Source organism: Burkholderia sp. BCC1998 (assembly GCF_905339875.1).
GTDB lineage: Bacteria > Pseudomonadota > Gammaproteobacteria > Burkholderiales > Burkholderiaceae > Burkholderia.
In genome coordinates this window covers 30,446-45,606 of sequence record NZ_CAJPHE010000036.1, presented here as the reverse complement: position 1 = coordinate 45,606, position 15,161 = coordinate 30,446, and the positions used below count along the sequence as shown (strand labels likewise).

Below are 15,161 nucleotides of genomic sequence, written 5' to 3'. Positions count from 1 at the left end.
CTCTCCAGATCAGGGTGGGGGGCGGCTGGGGATCACGATCGCGCCGCCCCGTCGTGCGGGCGCGATGCGATTCTGCTGTGGTGCGGTGCCGCGACGATCGAAGCGCGACGGTGCGGCGCGACCTCGACGCGGCGCGCGCCTGGCGATTCGCCGGATTCGGGTGCCGGCGAGTGTCGTCAGCTTATGCGATTCGCCCGGCGGTGCGTAGCGCGCGCGGACAGAACATAGTGTTCTCGTTCATCGAACGGCATGCGGGCGCGACCGGGCGCAGCGTGCCGCTACCATGAGCGGCATGATCAGGAGCACTGACAGGTGTGACGGCGACGGTTGCCGCGCATGCGGCGATCGAGCGGCGTGGCGGCCGGCCCGATCCGGCGGTGCGGATCGGGGGAGTCGACGCGGGCGGCGGGAGCGGGTGACGAACGAAACGCGCGGCCTAGCGCCGCGCGCGTGCCTTGCCGGCGGTACGCATGGCCGGCGCCGCGCCGCCGGCGGGCGCGGTGTCTTCCAGCACGAGCCGTGCGGTGGCGGCGAAGTGCGCGCGCAGCAGCTCGCACGCGCGATCGGCGTCGCGCGCGATCACGGCCTTCACGATCTCCTCGTGCTCGCGACCGACATCGCGCGTGTCCGCATGCTGGCTGCGCAGCGACTGATGCCGATAGCGCGCAGTCTGCGTGCGCAACGTCGCCGCGAAATGCTTCAGCCATTTCGAACGACAGCCGGCCAGCAGCGTCGCGTGGAAGTGGTCGTGCGCGCGTTCCCAGTCGGGGTTCATCCGCGGCGGCTCGTCGACGACGGTCGGCAGGCTGTTCACCAGATGGAACGCGGCGAGCACCGACGCTTCCCATTCGAGGTTGCCGCTCTCGATCGCGTCGCGCAGCGCCTCGGATTCGATGCACTGCCGCACCGACGTGATGTCCTCGAGATCCGCGCGGGATACCGGGGTCACGCGAAAGCCGCGCTGGTCCTCCGCCTCGACGAAGCCGCTCATCGCGAGTCGCGACACGGCTTCGCGCAGAGGGATCACGCCGGCCTGATAGCGGTCGGCCAGCTCCCGGATCTTCAGCTTGGAGCCGGGGGCGAGCGCACCCGACACGATGTCCCGAAGAATGGTGTCGGCCAGCACCGACGCCATGGTTCGCGAGCCGCCGGTTACTGCGTCGTCAAACGTCATGTCCACGAATATTTCCCTCCAGATGGCCAAATTATATGCAGAACTGGAGGACGTATGCGAAGGCTAGGGTAAACATGCAAAGACGAAAATATATATATTTTCTAAATTTGTATCTAAATCGCGGCCAGCCCGGCGGCGACCCCTTGATCTGGAGATGTCATGCGTTACGTGAATTTTTCGCCCGATGGCCGCAAACGGATGCTCGGCGTGCAGCGCGACTCGACCATCGTGTCGCTCGGCGATGCGACGCTCGAACAGTTGCTCGCGAGCGGTACCGACCTGGCCGGCTTCGCCGACCGGCAGGCATCGGCCGGGCCGACCTTCCACGTCGACGAGGTGACGTGGCTGCCGCCGCTCACGCGGCCCGGCAAGATCATCTGCGTCGGGTTGAACTATGCCGACCACACGAAGGAAAGCCCGTACGAACAGCCTTCCTATCCGACGCTGTTCCCGCGCTTCACGACGAGCCTGATCGGCCACGACGCGGCGATGATCCGGCCGCGCGTGTCCGATTCGCTGGACTTCGAGGGCGAGCTGGCCGTCGTGCTGAAAAGCGGCGGCCGTCACGTGCCGAAGGCACGCGCACTCGAGTGCGTGGCCGGGTATTCGGTGTTCAACGACGGGTCGGTGCGCGAATACCAGTTCAAGGCGCCGCAATGGACCGTCGGCAAGAACTTCGACGGCACGGGTGCCTTCGGCCCCGCGCTCGTCACCGCCGACGAGCTGCCGGCGGGCGGCGCCGGGCTGCGGCTGGAAACGCGGTTGAACGGCAAGGTCGTGCAGTCGGCAAACACGAGCGACATGCTGTTCGACGTCGCGACGCTGATCGCGATCGTCAGCGAGGCGATCACGCTGGAAGCGGGCGACGTGATCGTCAGCGGCACGCCGGCCGGCATCGGCTGGGCGCGCGACCCGAAGCTGATCATGCGCGACGGCGACGTGTGCGAGGTCGAGATCGAAGGGCTCGGCATCCTGCGCAATCCGGTGCGCGACGAAGACGCGGCGCAATGAACGCCGGCCGTTGAACGGACCCAATCAAGAGACTGAGGAAGACATGAGACAGATTCGAGTTCCGGTGTTGGTGGTCGGCGCAGGGCCGGCCGGGCTGACGACCGCGGCATTGCTCGCGAAATACGGCGTCGAGGTGCTGGCGATCACGCGTTATCCGGGCACCGCCCATTCGCCGCGCGCGCACATCACGAACCAGCGCACCGTCGAGGTGTTCCGCGATCTCGGCATCGAGGCGCGCGTGCAAGCGCTCGCGACGCCGAACGAGCTGATGACCAACAACGTGTGGGCGACCAGCTTCGCGGATCGCGAGATTGCGCGGTTGCAGACCTGGGGCACGGGCACGAAGCGCAAGGCCGACTACGAGGCAGCCAGCCCGTCGCAGATGTGCAATGCGCCGCAGCATCTGCTCGAGCCGGTGATCCTCGGCGCGGCTCGGGAGTACGGCGCGCATATCCTGTTCAACACCGAACTCGTGTCGATTCGTCAGACGGACGACGCGGTGATTGCGCAGCTCGTCGACGTCGTGACGCGCGAGGAGATCGAGGTGATCGCCGATTACGCGGTCGGCGCGGACGGCGCGCAAAGCCTCGTGGTCAAGCAGATCGGCTTCGAACTCGACGGCGAAATGGGGCTCGGCTGCGCGGTGAACTGCTGGCTTGAGGTCGACCTGGAGAAATACACCGCGCACCGCCCGGGCGTGCTGTACTGGATGAGCCAGCCGGGCAGCGACTACTGGGTCGGCAGCGGCACCTACATCTGCGTGCGGCCGTGGAACGAATGGGTGCTGCTGTTCATGTACAACCCGAAGGACGGCGAGCCCGACCTGAGCCACGACGCGGTGATCGCGCGGGCGCGCGCGACGATCGGCGACCCCGAGATCCCGATCCGCGTGAAGGCGGTGTCGAAGTGGACGATCAACCGGATGGTCGCGCGCACGATGGTGAAGGGCCGCGTCGCGATCGCCGGCGACGCCGCGCACCGTCATCCGCCGGCGAACGGGCTCGGCTCGAACACGTCGGTGCAGGACGCGTTCAACCTCGCGTGGAAGCTCGCGATGATCGTGAAGGGGCAGGCATCGCCCGCGCTCTTGCAGACCTATTCGGACGAGCGCCAGCCGGTTGCCGAGACGGTCGTGAATCGTGCGATCAAATCGGTCGGCGAGATGCTGCCGATCGCGAAGGCACTCGGCTTCTCGGAAGGGCAGAGCGCGGAAGAAGGCTGGGCGTCGCTCGACGGGCTGTTCGCCGAGGACGACGCTGGCCGGAAGCGCCGCAAGGCGCTCGCCGATGCGGTCGAACTGCAGAACTACCAGTTCAACTGCCATGGCGTCGAACTCGGGCAGCATTACACGTCGTCCGCGATCGTGCGCGACGGCGCGACATTCCCGATTCCGTCGCGCGACCCGGAGCTTTACTATCATCCGACGACGACGCCGGGCGCATCGATTCCGCATGCATGGATCCAGCACGGCGGCGAACAGGTGTCGACGCTCGACCTCGTCGGCCGCGGTGCGTTCACGGTGCTCACGGGCGCCGGCGGCCAGGCGTGGCTCGATGCGGCGCAGCGGGTCGGCGACGAATTCGGCATCGAGATCCGCGCGGTATCGATCGCGCCCGGCACGCGGACCTTCGACGTGTACGGCGACTGGGCGCGGCAGCGCGAGATCGAGGATCACGGCTGCGTGCTGGTGCGGCCCGACCGCTTCGTCGCATGGCGTTCGGAAGCGCTGGCCGACGATCCGGCCGGCGCGCTGCGCCGCGTGCTGTCCCGGATTCTCGGCGGCACCGGGCAGGCACGCGCGCGGGCCGATGCGGTCGCGCTCGCCGAAGCGTAACGGAGGCCGGCATGACGACTGCAACGACGACGACGGCTGCGGCGAATGCGACACGCAAGCGTGCCGCATTCGGCATCCACAGCATCGACCATTTCTCGCTCGACGTGCCGGGCCTCGCGGACGCCCGTCGGTTCGTGACGGCATTCGGCTTCGACGTCGAGGAAGCCGGGCACGCGCTGCGGTTGCGCACGGAATCCGGCGGCCACGTCTGGGCGACCCTGCGCGAAGGGCCGCGCAAGCGGCTCGCGTATCTGTCGCTGAACTGCTTCGCCGACGACTTTGCGCCGCTGCGCACGCAGATTCTTGCCGCGGGCGGGCGCGCGGCGGCGGCGCCGGCAGGGCAGGCGCCGGACGACGGCTTCTGGTTCGAGGACCCGGACGGCAACCTGCTGCAGTTGAAGGCGGGGGCGAAGACGACACCCGCATGCAAGCCGGCGCCGCCGCGCGCGACCGGCATCCGGCCGCAGCGCGGCGCGCTGTTTCGCGGTGACGCCCCGATCGTGCATCCGGCGCGGCTGTCGCACGTGCTGATGTTCACGCCGGACATCGGCCGGGCGATCGCGTTCTACGAGCAGGCGCTCGGCCTCGGCCTGTCGGACGGCGCCGCCGGCATCGTCGCGTTCCTCCACGCACGCCACGGCAGCGACCATCACCTGATCGCCTTCGCGCAGGGCACCGCGAAGGGCTGGCATCACAGCGCATGGGATGTGCCGGCCGTCGACGACGTCGGGCTCGGCAAGATGCAGATGCAGCGGGCCGGTTACGTGGAAGGCTGGGGCGTCGGGCGCCACGTGCTGGGCTCGAACTACTTCCAGTACGTGCGCGATCCGTGGGGCTCGTTCTGGGAGTATTCGGCCGACATCGACTATGTCGGCGCGGGCGTCGAGTGGCCGGTCGGCGATCACCCGCCAGAGGACTCGCTGTATCTGTGGGGGCCGGACGTGCCGGGCTATTTCTTCGAGAACACCGAAGCCGGCTGAATCGTCGCACCGCATGCCGCCGGCTTGCGCCGGCGCGCGCTCGTCGGGCCGGGCGGCCGGACGCGTCAGGCATTTCATTCTCGCCATATCAATCAGTATAACGAATTACATTTGGAGATCAGGATGGTCAGCAAGAAGACCTGTGCAATCGGCGTGCTGGCGCTCGGGCATGCGTGCGCGGCATCCGCGCAGAGCAGCGTCACGCTGTTCGGCCTGCTCGATGCAGGCGTGAGTTACGTGAGCAACGAAGGCGGTCACGGCGTCGCGAAATTCGACGACGGCATTTTCACGCCGAGCCTGGTCGGGCTGCGCGGCAGCGAGGATCTCGGCGGCGGCATGCATGCGATCTTCCAGCTCGTCAGCCAGATCGCGATCGGCTCGGGCACGACGATCGGCGACGGGCTGTTCGCGCGCACCGCATTCGTCGGCTTGCAGCACGACCGCTACGGAACGGTCACGCTCGGCAACCAGTACGAGTTCATGGCGGACACGCTGTTCTTCGGCGGCGTCGACGCGGCGCGCGACGTGGGCGGCCTGTACAACCTGCGCAACGGCCCGTTCCAGAAGCTCGCGTTGCCCGGCAACCCGACCGGCGCGTTCGACTGGGACCGGATGGCCGGCAGCCGGCGCGTCGCGAACGCGGTCAAGTATGTGAGCCCCGTGGTCGGCGGGCTGAAATTCGGCGCGCTGTACGGCTTCGGCGGCGTGCCCGGCAGCATCGGCGCGAACAACACCGTGAGCGTCGGCGCCGACTATTCGATCGGCACGTTCGGCGCGGCCGCCGCCTATACGAACGAGAAATACGGTGCGCAGGCCGGCTCGCCCGCGACCAGCGTGCGCAACTGGGGCGCCGGGCTGCGCTACGGGTTCGGCGTGGCCAACCTGAGCGCGCTGTTCACGACCGTGCGCAATGCGGCGTCGGGCGGCGCCGCGTGGATGAGCGAGGTCGGCGGCACATGGAAGCTGAACGGCGCGACCACGCTTGGCGCGGACTACATGTACATGAAGGGCAACGCGACGCTCGATGACAACCACGCGCACCAGCTGACCGCCACGATCCAGTACCGCTTGTCGAAGCGGACGATGGTCTACGCGAGCGGTGCGTGGCAGCGCGCGAGTAGTGGCGCCCATGCGCAGATCAACGGCGTGCTCGAGCCGGACGGTGCATCGTCCGGCGCGAACCAGGCGATCGCACGCATCGGCATGCATACCGTGTTCTGACCGCGCGGCACGCGCACCCCTTTGGAGAAACCAGATGAACCACGCACGCGTGTCCGACCGGGACACCTCGTACGAATGGAAGATCGTCGCGCTGCTCGCGCTCGGATTCGGGCTCGTCGGCGTCGACCGCTTCATGATCATGCCGCTCTTTCCCGTGATGATGCGGGACCTGAAACTCGACTACCAGGATCTCGGTCACATCACGGCGGCGCTGTCGGTCGCGTGGGGCGTGTCCGCGCTGCTGACCGGCAACCTGTCCGACCGCTTCGGTCATCGCAAGGTCATCATTCCGGCGATGCTCGCGTTCTCGCTGCTGGCCTGCGCGAGCGGGCTCGCGTGGGGCGTCGGCAGCCTGATGGCGATCCGCGCGGTGATGGGCTTCGCGGAAGGGGCGTACACGCCGTCGAGCATCACCGCGACGCTCGATGCGTCGGACCCGGCGCGCCACGGCCGCAACGTCGGCATTCAGCAGGCGGCGCTGCCGCTGCTCGGCCTGGGCATCGCTCCGGTCGTCGTCACGCAGCTGATGCGCGTCGTGCCGTGGCACTGGATCTTCGCGATGGTCGCGGTGCCGGGGCTCGTCGTCTGCGCGCTGACGTGGAAGGTGCTGCGCGATACCAGCGCCGAGCGCGCGGCCGCGCATACCGGCACGGCCGATGCCGGCCGTCATCGCTGGCGAGACGTGCTGCGCTACCGCAACGTGACGCTGTGCTTCGTCGGGATGCTGTGCTGGCTGACCTGCCTGATCGTGCTGAGCGCGCTGCTGCCGAACTACCTGACCGACTACCTGCACCTGGGTCTGCAGCAGATGGGTTTCGTGCTGTCCGCGACCGGCATCGGCGGCACGCTCGGCGGGCTCGCGATGCCGGCGCTGTCCGACCGGATCGGCCGCCGGCCCGTGATGGTGCTGTCGGTCATCGGCGCGTTCGTGTCGATGTGGGTGTTTTCGCGCACCGGTGCCGAGCCGGCCGCGCTGTTCGCGGGGCTGCTGGCGACGATCTTCTTCGTCTTCGCGATGATCACGCTGACGGTCGGGCCGATCAGCGCGGAAGCCGTTCCGGCGCAACTGATGACCACGGCGTCCGGGCTCGTGATCGGCGTCGGCGAGATCTTCGGCGGCGGCATCGCGCCGTCGGTCGCGGGCTACGTCGCGAAGCACTTCGGCATCCAGTACATCATGCAGCTCGGCATGGGCGCGTTGGTGCTCGGCCTGTTTGTCGCGCTGGCACTGAAGGAAACCGCGCCGGCGCGGGTCACGAGGACGGTTTCGCTCGCGGAGTCGTGACGGCGTGACGGACCGGCCGGCCGTCGCTGCGCTTGGCGCGCGTCGTTACGGCGTTGCCGTGCCGGCGCGCACGTGCTCCGTGCGCGGTGGCGTGTCGCCGAGGAATTCCGGCAATGCCCGCGGCGGCAACGAAATCACGAAGCGGGCGCCGCCGAGCGGCGAATCCTCGAGCCGCACGTCGCCGCCGTGCACGAGCGCGACGCGTCGCACGATCGCGAGCCCGAGCCCGAACCCGCCGGTCTGCCGGTCGCGGCTCGAGTCGAGCCGCTGGAACGGTTCGAACACGCGCGCGCGTTCGGCGACCGGGATGCCGGGACCGTCGTCGTCCACGCTCAGCACCAGCGCGCCGGACGCGTCGTGCGTCGCGGACAGCAGGACGGTGCGCGACGCATAACGTGCGCCGTTGCGGATCAGGTTCAGCAGCGCCCGTGCGACGAGTTTCGGATCGCACACGTGCGTAGCGGGCGCGCCGGTCGTCGACACGCCGAGCGTGAGGCCGCGGTCGGCGACGTCGTTCGCGACGTTGCCGGCCACGCTGTCGATCAGCGCATCGACGGCGACGTCCATCGGCGCGAGTTCGCTTGCGCCTTGTTCGAGCCGCCCGATCGTCAGCAGCTCGGTCACCAGCTCGTCGAGTTCGCGCACGTCGCGCCGCAGTTCGTCGCGGCGCTCGCGCATGCGGCCGCTTTCGTCGGATTCGGCGAGCAGCGCGAGCCCGAATTCGAGGCGCGCGAGAGGCGTCTTCAGCTCGTGCGAGATGCCGTGCATCATCTCGCGCTGCTGCTTGATCGACGCCTCGATCCGCTCGGCCATGTCGTTGAACTGCTGCGACAGCGCGTAGATGTTCGAGCGACCGGACAGCTTCACGCGCGTCGACAGGTTGCCCGCGCCGAACGCGTGCGCGGCGGCCTGCAGCTTGCGCAGGTCGCGCCAGTGATACGAGGTCCACAGCGCGACGGCGAACAGGGCCGCGAGTGCGGTCATCCCGTATGCGTAGATCTGGATGTCGAGGTCGGCCGGTGCGATCGGGCGGGCATGCAGGACCGAGCCGTCCGCGAGCGGCATGTAGTAGTTCCTGCGGTCGTAACTGATCGCGATCCGGCCGGCGTCCAGATCGCGCAGGGGCCCGCCGCGCAGTTGCGCACGGGCGTCGGCCATCGTCACGAAACCGAATCGCTCGTTGCCGTGCTGCGCGAGTTCACGCAGCGCGAGGCTGCGCTTGCCGCCCGGATGGCGTTCGAGGTAATCGTTCAGCACGAACGCGTAAGTGGTCAGCGCGTTGCGCTGCGCCTGCGCCACGCGCTCGTAGAAAATCCTGTTGAACGACCATTGAATGAATACGATCGAGGCGGCACAGCACAGGATCACGATGAGGTACAGCTTGATCAACGGGCGCAGCATTTAGTCGTCCCACGCGGAAGGGCTGAACAGGTAGCCGCGGCCCCAGATCGTCTTGATCCGTTGCGGCTCCGACGAAGCGTCCTCGAAGCGCCGGCGCAGCTTCGAGATGCCGGAGTCGACCGAGCGGTCGAGCCCGTCGAATTCGATGCCGCGCAACTGCTTCAGGATGTCGTCGCGGCTCAGCACGGTGCCCGCCGCTCGCGCGAGGATCAGCAACAGGTTGAACTCGGTGGTCTTCAGGTCGACGAGTTCCCCGCGCCACGTGACCGTGCGGTTCGGCGGCGAGATCGTCAGCTCGCCGAACACGAGGGCGTGCGGCTGCGTGTCGGCCGCCGGTTCGGACGCGGCAGGCTGCGCGCGGCGCAGCAGCGCACGGGCGCGTGCGACGAGCACGCGCGGCTCGATCGGCTTGGTCACGTAATCGTCGGCACCGGTTTCGAGGCCCGCGACCTGGTCGTACACGTCGGCGCGCGCGGTGAGGATCAGCACGGGCACGTTGGTGAACGCGCGAATGCGCCGGCAGACTTCCATCCCGTCGAGGTTCGGCAGCATCAGGTCGAGTATCACGAGCGCGGGCTGATGCTCGCGCACCGCGGCGACCGCGAGATCGCCGCGCCGTATGACCGTCACCGCGAATTCATAGTTGTCGAGATATTCGCGCACGAGCTGCGCGAGGCGGTCGTCGTCCTCGATCAGCAGCACACGGTATTTGAGCGGATTGTCGTTCATGGTCTCCTCGGTTGCGCGCGTTCAGCTTCTCGATGCCGATGAATGCGCGGCCGGCGAATTCTATCCGGCGTGGCGGCCGCCGGGGCCGCGATACGACAATCGGGAACAAACGATCACAATTGAGCACACATTTGCCGCAGATTCAGGACAGTGCTGCCGCGCCGTCGTACCTAGACTTCGGGCTCCGTCACTCTTGTCTCGACATCGTGAGTCCATCCTTCCGTTCGCTGCGCTCGTTGCGCTATTGCATGCCGCTTGCCGGCCTGACCCTTGCCGCCGTCGCCCACGCCGAAAACCAGTACGCGATATCGCTCGGCGGCGGGTTCGCGCCGCGCTACCAGGGCAGCAACCAGTATCGCGCCGTCGTCGCGCCGTCGTTCTCCGCGATGTTCGGCAACGGGTTCTTCATCGACACGGCAGCCGGCGCCGGCTACCGTTTGAACCTGCCGCACGGGGCATTCGTGTCGGCAGCGCTCGGCTATGCCGGTGGCCGTTCCGACGAAAACCGTTTCGACCTGGCGGGTTCGGATCACCTGAAGGGGATGGGCCGGATCCCCGGTTCGGTGCTCGTCGGCATGCGTGCGGGCGTGCAGCTGCTCGATGGCGGTGAACTGAGCATCGCGATCGATGCGCCGGTCACGCATACGTCGCGCGGCTTGTCCGGCCACGTCGATCTCGCGGTGCCGGTATTCAAGGCCGGCCGCCACGATATTGTCGTGACCGGCAGCGTGCATGCCGGCACGGGGCGCTACATGCAGACGTTCTACGGCGTGACCGACGCGCAGTCGGCGGCGAGCGGCTTCAGGCCGTATTCGACGAGCGGCGGGGTCGACAGCGCAACGCTGTCGCTCGCATGGAACTGGGGCGTGTCGCGGCACTGGTCGGTGCATGCGACCAGCGGCTTCACGCGGCTGCTCGGACGCTATGGCGACAGCCCGATCGTCCAGACGCGCAGCAACTACTTCGGCATGGCCGGCGTGACGTACAAGTTCTGACGCGGCCGGCATGATTCGCCAGCGCCCCGTCCGGGGAGCACGACTTCGCCGCGGATCGGTGCGGTAACATGAAGGCGGCTTCGGCTTCGGCTTCGGCTTCGGCTTCGGCGTCAGGCTGTCGAGGCGACTGCGCGGAGCCGATTCGACTCGAACGGATCGCGCAATACGGTGCCTTACCGGCCGGTGGCGCGCAGAACCCATCATGGATCCAACGCCCGGTGCGTGCGCGCATCCCGCACCTGCCGCGCCGGGCCGCGACAGGGAGAAACCGATGAAGAACACGATCGCGATGCTCGCGGCACTCGTTGCGAGCGCAACCTTTGCGGGATGTGCGGACATGAACACGAAGCACCCCAACGCCACCGCCGGCGGCGCGGTGACGAACCCCGCGCCGTCGGGCGCCGTGAACGCGTGCAAGGCGGACGCCACGCCGGACGACGCGCTGATCGGCAAGACCGAGGCCGATGCGGCCGCGCTGCTCGACGGCTGCCTGTGGCGCGTGCTCGAGCGCGATGGCCAGTCGTTGCCGGGCACGATGGACTATCGCGAGGAGCGCCGCGACCTCGGCATTCGCGACGGCAAGGTGATCTGGGTGCGGCGCGGGTGAGGGATCGGGCCGGCCCGAGCGTTACTTCGAGATGTACCAGAGCGCGTCGGTGCTGACGCGTGCGCCCTGCTTCGTCGCAGCGGGCGCCTGAGGTGTCGCAACCGGCGGCGGCGTGTTCGACGTCACTGCGGTGGGCCACGTCGCAGGCGTGTTCGACGCGGTCGATGCCGTCGACGTATTGGCCTGACTCGAGGTTGCCGCCGAACCCGACGTGGACGCCGTGTCGATATACCAAAGCGCATCGGCCGAGGCGGTGCGCTTGGCCGCTGCATTGGCGGTGTGCCTGGATGCGGGCGCTGCCGTCGCCGTCGCTGCCGTGGCGGCCGTCGCCCCCGAACGCTGCGTGCCCGCTGCGGGTGCCGCGCCCGCCTGAGCGGTCGTCCCCGTCGCGCCGCGCTGCGCGCGCGCCTCGAACGGCCCGAGCTGGAAGATTAACGTTTGCGCGGGACGCGTCAGAACGGCATACGGGAACTGCAGCTCCCACGACATCAGCACGCGGCCCGACGACGTCTCGGTGAAGATCGCCGGCACGTGCTTCATGTCGCTGAACTGCACGTAGATCCGCGCGCCGTCGTCGAACACCTGGGTCGGCTTGGCCTGGTCGGCACCCGTGACGGTCCAGCCGAAGTTGTACGTGCCGGCCGGGCCGGCCGGCCCGCCTTGCGGTTGCGGCGGCGGCGCGGCAGGCGCGAGCGTGCGGGGCCGTGCGACCGGCGGTGCCGACACGCTCAGGCTGGCGAACGGGTTGTACGCCTGCACCTGTTGCGGCGGCGTGAAGGAGGGCGGAAGGATGGGCATGGGAGTATCCGGCGAATCCGGCATGGTCCGGATTGCATCATAGACCTTGCGCGCATATGCGAGGCGCTTGTCGGGCGACGCGGCGTTGTACGCGCCGATCGCGTTCCAGTTGGCGCCGAGCTGGCGGATGTTCTGCGACAGGATCCACGCGCCGACGTACGCGTTGGTGCACGCATCGAACAGGCTTTCCCGCGTGATGCCTTCGCGCGCGAGCGTCGGCAGCCAGGTGCTGTTGATCTGCATCAGGCCGATGTCGACGGTGCCGTTCGTGTTGGTGTTGACGGCGTTCGGATTCATCCCCGATTCGACCTGCGCGATGCCGCGCAACAGGCTCACGCTCACTTTCTGGAACGTGGCCGCGTCGTCGAGGCAGTCGGCCCGCGCGAACCCGTGCAGCGCGCACGACAACACGATCGTCGCGGCGATCTTCGGCGTGGCTTGGCTGATCGAACGGGCAGTCTGACGCGGCATGGCAGGATGGGGCGGAATCCGGCCGCCCGGTGCAAGGAAATTACGCAGACGCGAAGTGTGCCATAGCGCGCAGGCAAATGGCTCGCGTCAAACTTTCCTTTGCATTTGCCGGCGGATTTGTCGCGGATTTTCGCGGGCGCCGGTATCTCCGTGCGACAGGATGGAATCGGTAAAAAGGGCCGATTATCGTGCGCATGCCGGCGTGCGGCCGCTATCGAAATACTGACGCCACGCGTCAGTTGCGCGGCGAATGCGGCAATGAATGGTGCAGCGAAACGGACGATAAAAGGCGCGCCGGTGCGCGGGTCATAGAAACGACGACGGCGGCCGCAGCCGCCGTGTCGATGCATCCTCGACTCCCGAAATCCGGTATCGACCGGCCGGCCGCGCGATGCCTCACGCAGCCGGCCCTCGTCGATCAGAAGCGGTGACGCAGGCCGAGGTTGACCATCGTCTGCGAGCTCGTGCCCGCATAGCCGTACGAACCGATCGACGCCTGCGCGGCCATCGACCCGCCGTTGCCGTCGCCGGTCTGGCCGCTCGCATGCTGGTACGCGGCGGTCAGGTACACGTCGGTGCGCTTCGACAGCGTATAGTCCGCGCCGGCCGACACCTGGTGATAAGTCGCCGACGTATCGCCGCCCGAGCGCGTGTAGCTGTAGCCGAGCCCGACGAGCAGCGCATTGGTCGCCTGGTAGTTCACGAAGCCTTGCCCGGTGTTGTAGTGCTCGTTCGAGTTGAACACCGAGCTCGCGTCGCGGCGGTACTGCGCGTTGCTGTAGCCGAGGCCGAACGTGAACGGGCCGGCAACATACTGGCCCGCGATGCGGGCGATGCCGATCGAATGCGCGCTCGCGTAGCCGGTGTTGATCGGGCCGTCGAAGGTGCCGTCCGACGAGCTGGTCCAGCCGTTGCGCAGCCCGTTCGACGCGGGGCTGTTGGTCGCGTGGAAGTACCCGCCCGCGACGCTGAACGGCCCGTTGTTGTACGACACGGCGGCCGAATACGACTGCGCGGCGCCGGTGCTGCCGGCGATGCCGCCGAACGAGTACATCGCCGAGAACTGCAGGCCCGAATACACGGCCGACGTGTACTTCACCGCGTTGTCGACGCGGAAGCTGTTGTCGTAGTTGTCGACGTCGCCCGGCGTCGCGAACACGCTGCCGAGATAGTTGTCGGCGGTGATGCCCTGCACGAGGTCGATGAGCGGGTCGTACTGGCGGCCGAACGTGAGCGTGCCGTAGCGGTCGCTCGACAGCCCGACGAACGCCTGCCGGCCGAACAGGCGGCCGCCCTGGCCCTGCCGGCCGCTGCTCGGGTCGAAGCCGTTCTCGAGCTGGAACAGCGCCTTCAGCCCGCCGCCGAGATCCTCGCTGCCCTTCACGCCCCAGCGGCTGCCGGAGAGATTGCCTGCGCTGCTGTTGCCGAGCATCCACGCGTTGTCCTTGCCCTGCGCATGATTCACGTACGTGATCGACGTGTCGATCACGCCATACAGCGTGACGCTCGACTGCGCATGCGCGGCGGGCATCGCCGCGAACGACGCGAGCGAAATCAGCGAGAGGGTCGTGCGTTTCATTTCATCTCCTTGCGATTGGCCTGTTTTCTTGAACCGGAATGGCAGGAGACTACCGAGCCGCAGACGAACGGCAAAAACGAAATTCTCCGATGTGACATAAAGCCGACAGATGCATGCTGCGGCAAGGTTCATTGAGAGATTCACATTATTGAGAATCGTGTATCAATCGATTTGAATTTCGAGATGGCGCGACCGGCGTATTGCCGGAATCGTGATAATTCCGCACGATTTCCAGTCGAATTTCGACGACGATGCATGGGTCGTCGATTCATCAATTGATTATTTAACGAATCGAATCGCGCGATGCGGGCCGAGTGTGTTATCGCGCGCACCGCGCGAGCGATTTGGGTGTGACGTAGCGCGCCCGCGCGCGCCGTCAGCGGCGATCGGCACGGAGTGCGAGAATGCTGGCCTCGGCCGGCACGCGTCGTGCCGCTCACCAGGGAACCCGCATGGACAGTCACATCGCTCCGGTGGAGCTGAAGAAAGCCTACCGTCTTCTCAACCACGGCCCGACCGTGCTCGTGTCGGCCCGCCACGACGGCGTCGACAACGTGATGGCCGCCGCGTGGGCCTGCGCACTCGATTTCCTGCCGCCGAAGCTGACGGTCGTGCTCGACAAGTCCGCGAAGACGCGCGAGCTGGTCGAGCGCAGCGGCACCTTCGTGATCCAGGTGCCGACGGCCGCGCAGCTCCAGCTCACGCATGCGGTCGGCAGTCACAGTCTCGCCGAGCGGCCGGACAAGCTGCGCGAGGCGGGCGTCACGCTGTTCGACGTCGCCGGCCATGACCTGCCGTTCGTCGCCGGCTGCTCGGGCTGGCTCGCGTGCAAGCTGATTCCCGAGCCGCACAACCAGCAGGCCTACGACCTGTTCATTGGCGAGGTGGTCGGCGCATGGTCCGACACGCGCGTGTTCCGCGACGGTCACTGGTATTTCGAATCGGCCGATCCGGCGCTGCGCAGCCTGCACTACATCGCGGGCGGCAACTTCTATGCGATCGGCGAATCGCTGCACGTCGATCCGGACGCGCAGTAGGCAGAAAGCGGGCTTTCGTTCGCGATTCGGGCGCGCGGT

Annotated in this window: 13 protein-coding genes; 8 read left to right on the top strand and 5 right to left on the bottom strand. The window is 67.6% G+C overall.

From position 1 onward, the window contains the following. Window positions 1-436: 436 nt before the first annotated feature. Window positions 437-1,174 (bottom strand): GntR family transcriptional regulator, encoded by a 738-nt coding sequence (locus U5A56_RS35260; RefSeq protein ID WP_044848413.1) that lies wholly within the window; start codon window positions 1,172-1,174, stop codon window positions 437-439. Window positions 1,175-1,333: 159 nt separating this feature from the next. On the opposite strand from U5A56_RS35260, the gene U5A56_RS35255 reads away from it, so the two are divergent. From U5A56_RS35255 to U5A56_RS35235, 5 genes are all read left to right on the top strand, one after another. Further along, a complete protein-coding gene (locus U5A56_RS35255; protein ID WP_321927126.1) occupies window positions 1,334-2,185 on the top strand; it encodes a fumarylacetoacetate hydrolase family protein in 852 nt (283 codons plus the stop codon). Between the two features lie 43 nt (window positions 2,186-2,228). Further along, window positions 2,229-4,019, top strand: coding sequence for an FAD-dependent monooxygenase (locus U5A56_RS35250; RefSeq protein WP_321927124.1), 1,791 nt, complete (start codon window positions 2,229-2,231; stop codon window positions 4,017-4,019). Window positions 4,020-4,030: 11 nt separating this feature from the next. Continuing rightward, window positions 4,031-4,999: a VOC family protein gene (locus U5A56_RS35245; protein WP_321927122.1), complete on the top strand. Its 969-nt coding sequence runs from the start codon at window positions 4,031-4,033 to the stop codon at window positions 4,997-4,999. Window positions 5,000-5,122: 123 nt separating this feature from the next. Next, the gene (locus U5A56_RS35240; protein ID WP_321927121.1) at window positions 5,123-6,220 is read left to right on the top strand and encodes a porin; all 1,098 of its coding nucleotides are present in this window, start codon (window positions 5,123-5,125) and stop codon (window positions 6,218-6,220) included. A 34-nt stretch (window positions 6,221-6,254) separates the two neighbouring features. After that, window positions 6,255-7,505 carry an MFS transporter gene (locus tag U5A56_RS35235; RefSeq protein WP_321927119.1) on the top strand — a complete coding sequence of 417 codons (1,251 nt, stop codon included), beginning with the start codon at window positions 6,255-6,257 and terminating at the stop codon, window positions 7,503-7,505. A gap of 45 nt (window positions 7,506-7,550) precedes the next feature. Here the strand turns inward: U5A56_RS35235 and U5A56_RS35230 are convergent, their stop codons facing one another. Continuing rightward, window positions 7,551-8,906, bottom strand: coding sequence for an ATP-binding protein (locus U5A56_RS35230; protein WP_044848419.1), 1,356 nt, complete (start codon window positions 8,904-8,906; stop codon window positions 7,551-7,553). Further along, window positions 8,907-9,635, bottom strand: a complete 729-nt coding sequence (locus tag U5A56_RS35225) for a response regulator (RefSeq protein WP_124523917.1) — start codon at window positions 9,633-9,635, stop codon at window positions 8,907-8,909. A 248-nt stretch (window positions 9,636-9,883) separates the two neighbouring features. Here U5A56_RS35225 and U5A56_RS35220 point away from each other — a divergent pair, with 248 nt between their 5' ends. Next, entirely contained in the window at window positions 9,884-10,630 is a 747-nt protein-coding gene (locus U5A56_RS35220; RefSeq protein ID WP_321927128.1) for a MipA/OmpV family protein, read from the top strand. A 271-nt stretch (window positions 10,631-10,901) separates the two neighbouring features. Continuing rightward, complete coding sequence (locus tag U5A56_RS35215) at window positions 10,902-11,237, top strand: hypothetical protein (RefSeq protein ID WP_321801541.1); 336 nt, start codon at window positions 10,902-10,904, stop codon at window positions 11,235-11,237. A gap of 21 nt (window positions 11,238-11,258) precedes the next feature. On the opposite strand, the gene U5A56_RS35210 is transcribed toward U5A56_RS35215, so the two are convergent. Both U5A56_RS35210 and U5A56_RS35205 read right to left on the bottom strand, forming a co-directional pair. Further along, a complete protein-coding gene (locus U5A56_RS35210; protein ID WP_321927114.1) occupies window positions 11,259-12,506 on the bottom strand; it encodes a transglycosylase SLT domain-containing protein in 1,248 nt (415 codons plus the stop codon). A 418-nt stretch (window positions 12,507-12,924) separates the two neighbouring features. Then, entirely contained in the window at window positions 12,925-14,085 is a 1,161-nt protein-coding gene (locus tag U5A56_RS35205; RefSeq protein ID WP_124489503.1) for a porin, read from the bottom strand. Window positions 14,086-14,537: 452 nt separating this feature from the next. Here U5A56_RS35205 and U5A56_RS35200 point away from each other — a divergent pair, with 452 nt between their 5' ends. Then, window positions 14,538-15,122 (top strand): flavin reductase family protein, encoded by a 585-nt coding sequence (locus U5A56_RS35200; protein WP_044848424.1) that lies wholly within the window; start codon window positions 14,538-14,540, stop codon window positions 15,120-15,122. The last annotated feature ends 39 nt before the right edge of the window (window positions 15,123-15,161 follow it).

Bases quoted from the DNA above. Each gene is read 5' to 3' on its own strand.
- U5A56_RS35235 (WP_321927119.1), top strand. From the start codon at position 6,255: ATGAACCACGCACGCGTGTCCGACCGGGACACCTCGTACGAATGGAAG.
- U5A56_RS35250 (WP_321927124.1), top strand. From the start codon at position 2,229: ATGAGACAGATTCGAGTTCCGGTGTTGGTGGTCGGCGCAGGGCCGGCC.
- U5A56_RS35245 (WP_321927122.1), top strand. From the start codon at position 4,031: ATGACGACTGCAACGACGACGACGGCTGCGGCGAATGCGACACGCAAG.
- U5A56_RS35205 (WP_124489503.1), bottom strand. From the start codon at position 14,085: ATGAAACGCACGACCCTCTCGCTGATTTCGCTCGCGTCGTTCGCGGCG.
- U5A56_RS35260 (WP_044848413.1), bottom strand. From the start codon at position 1,174: ATGACGTTTGACGACGCAGTAACCGGCGGCTCGCGAACCATGGCGTCG.
- U5A56_RS35200 (WP_044848424.1), top strand. From the start codon at position 14,538: ATGGACAGTCACATCGCTCCGGTGGAGCTGAAGAAAGCCTACCGTCTT.
- U5A56_RS35215 (WP_321801541.1), top strand. From the start codon at position 10,902: ATGAAGAACACGATCGCGATGCTCGCGGCACTCGTTGCGAGCGCAACC.
- U5A56_RS35220 (WP_321927128.1), top strand. From the start codon at position 9,884: ATGCCGCTTGCCGGCCTGACCCTTGCCGCCGTCGCCCACGCCGAAAAC.
- U5A56_RS35230 (WP_044848419.1), bottom strand. From the start codon at position 8,906: ATGCTGCGCCCGTTGATCAAGCTGTACCTCATCGTGATCCTGTGCTGT.
- U5A56_RS35240 (WP_321927121.1), top strand. From the start codon at position 5,123: ATGGTCAGCAAGAAGACCTGTGCAATCGGCGTGCTGGCGCTCGGGCAT.
- U5A56_RS35210 (WP_321927114.1), bottom strand. From the start codon at position 12,506: ATGCCGCGTCAGACTGCCCGTTCGATCAGCCAAGCCACGCCGAAGATC.
- U5A56_RS35255 (WP_321927126.1), top strand. From the start codon at position 1,334: ATGCGTTACGTGAATTTTTCGCCCGATGGCCGCAAACGGATGCTCGGC.
- U5A56_RS35225 (WP_124523917.1), bottom strand. From the start codon at position 9,635: ATGAACGACAATCCGCTCAAATACCGTGTGCTGCTGATCGAGGACGAC.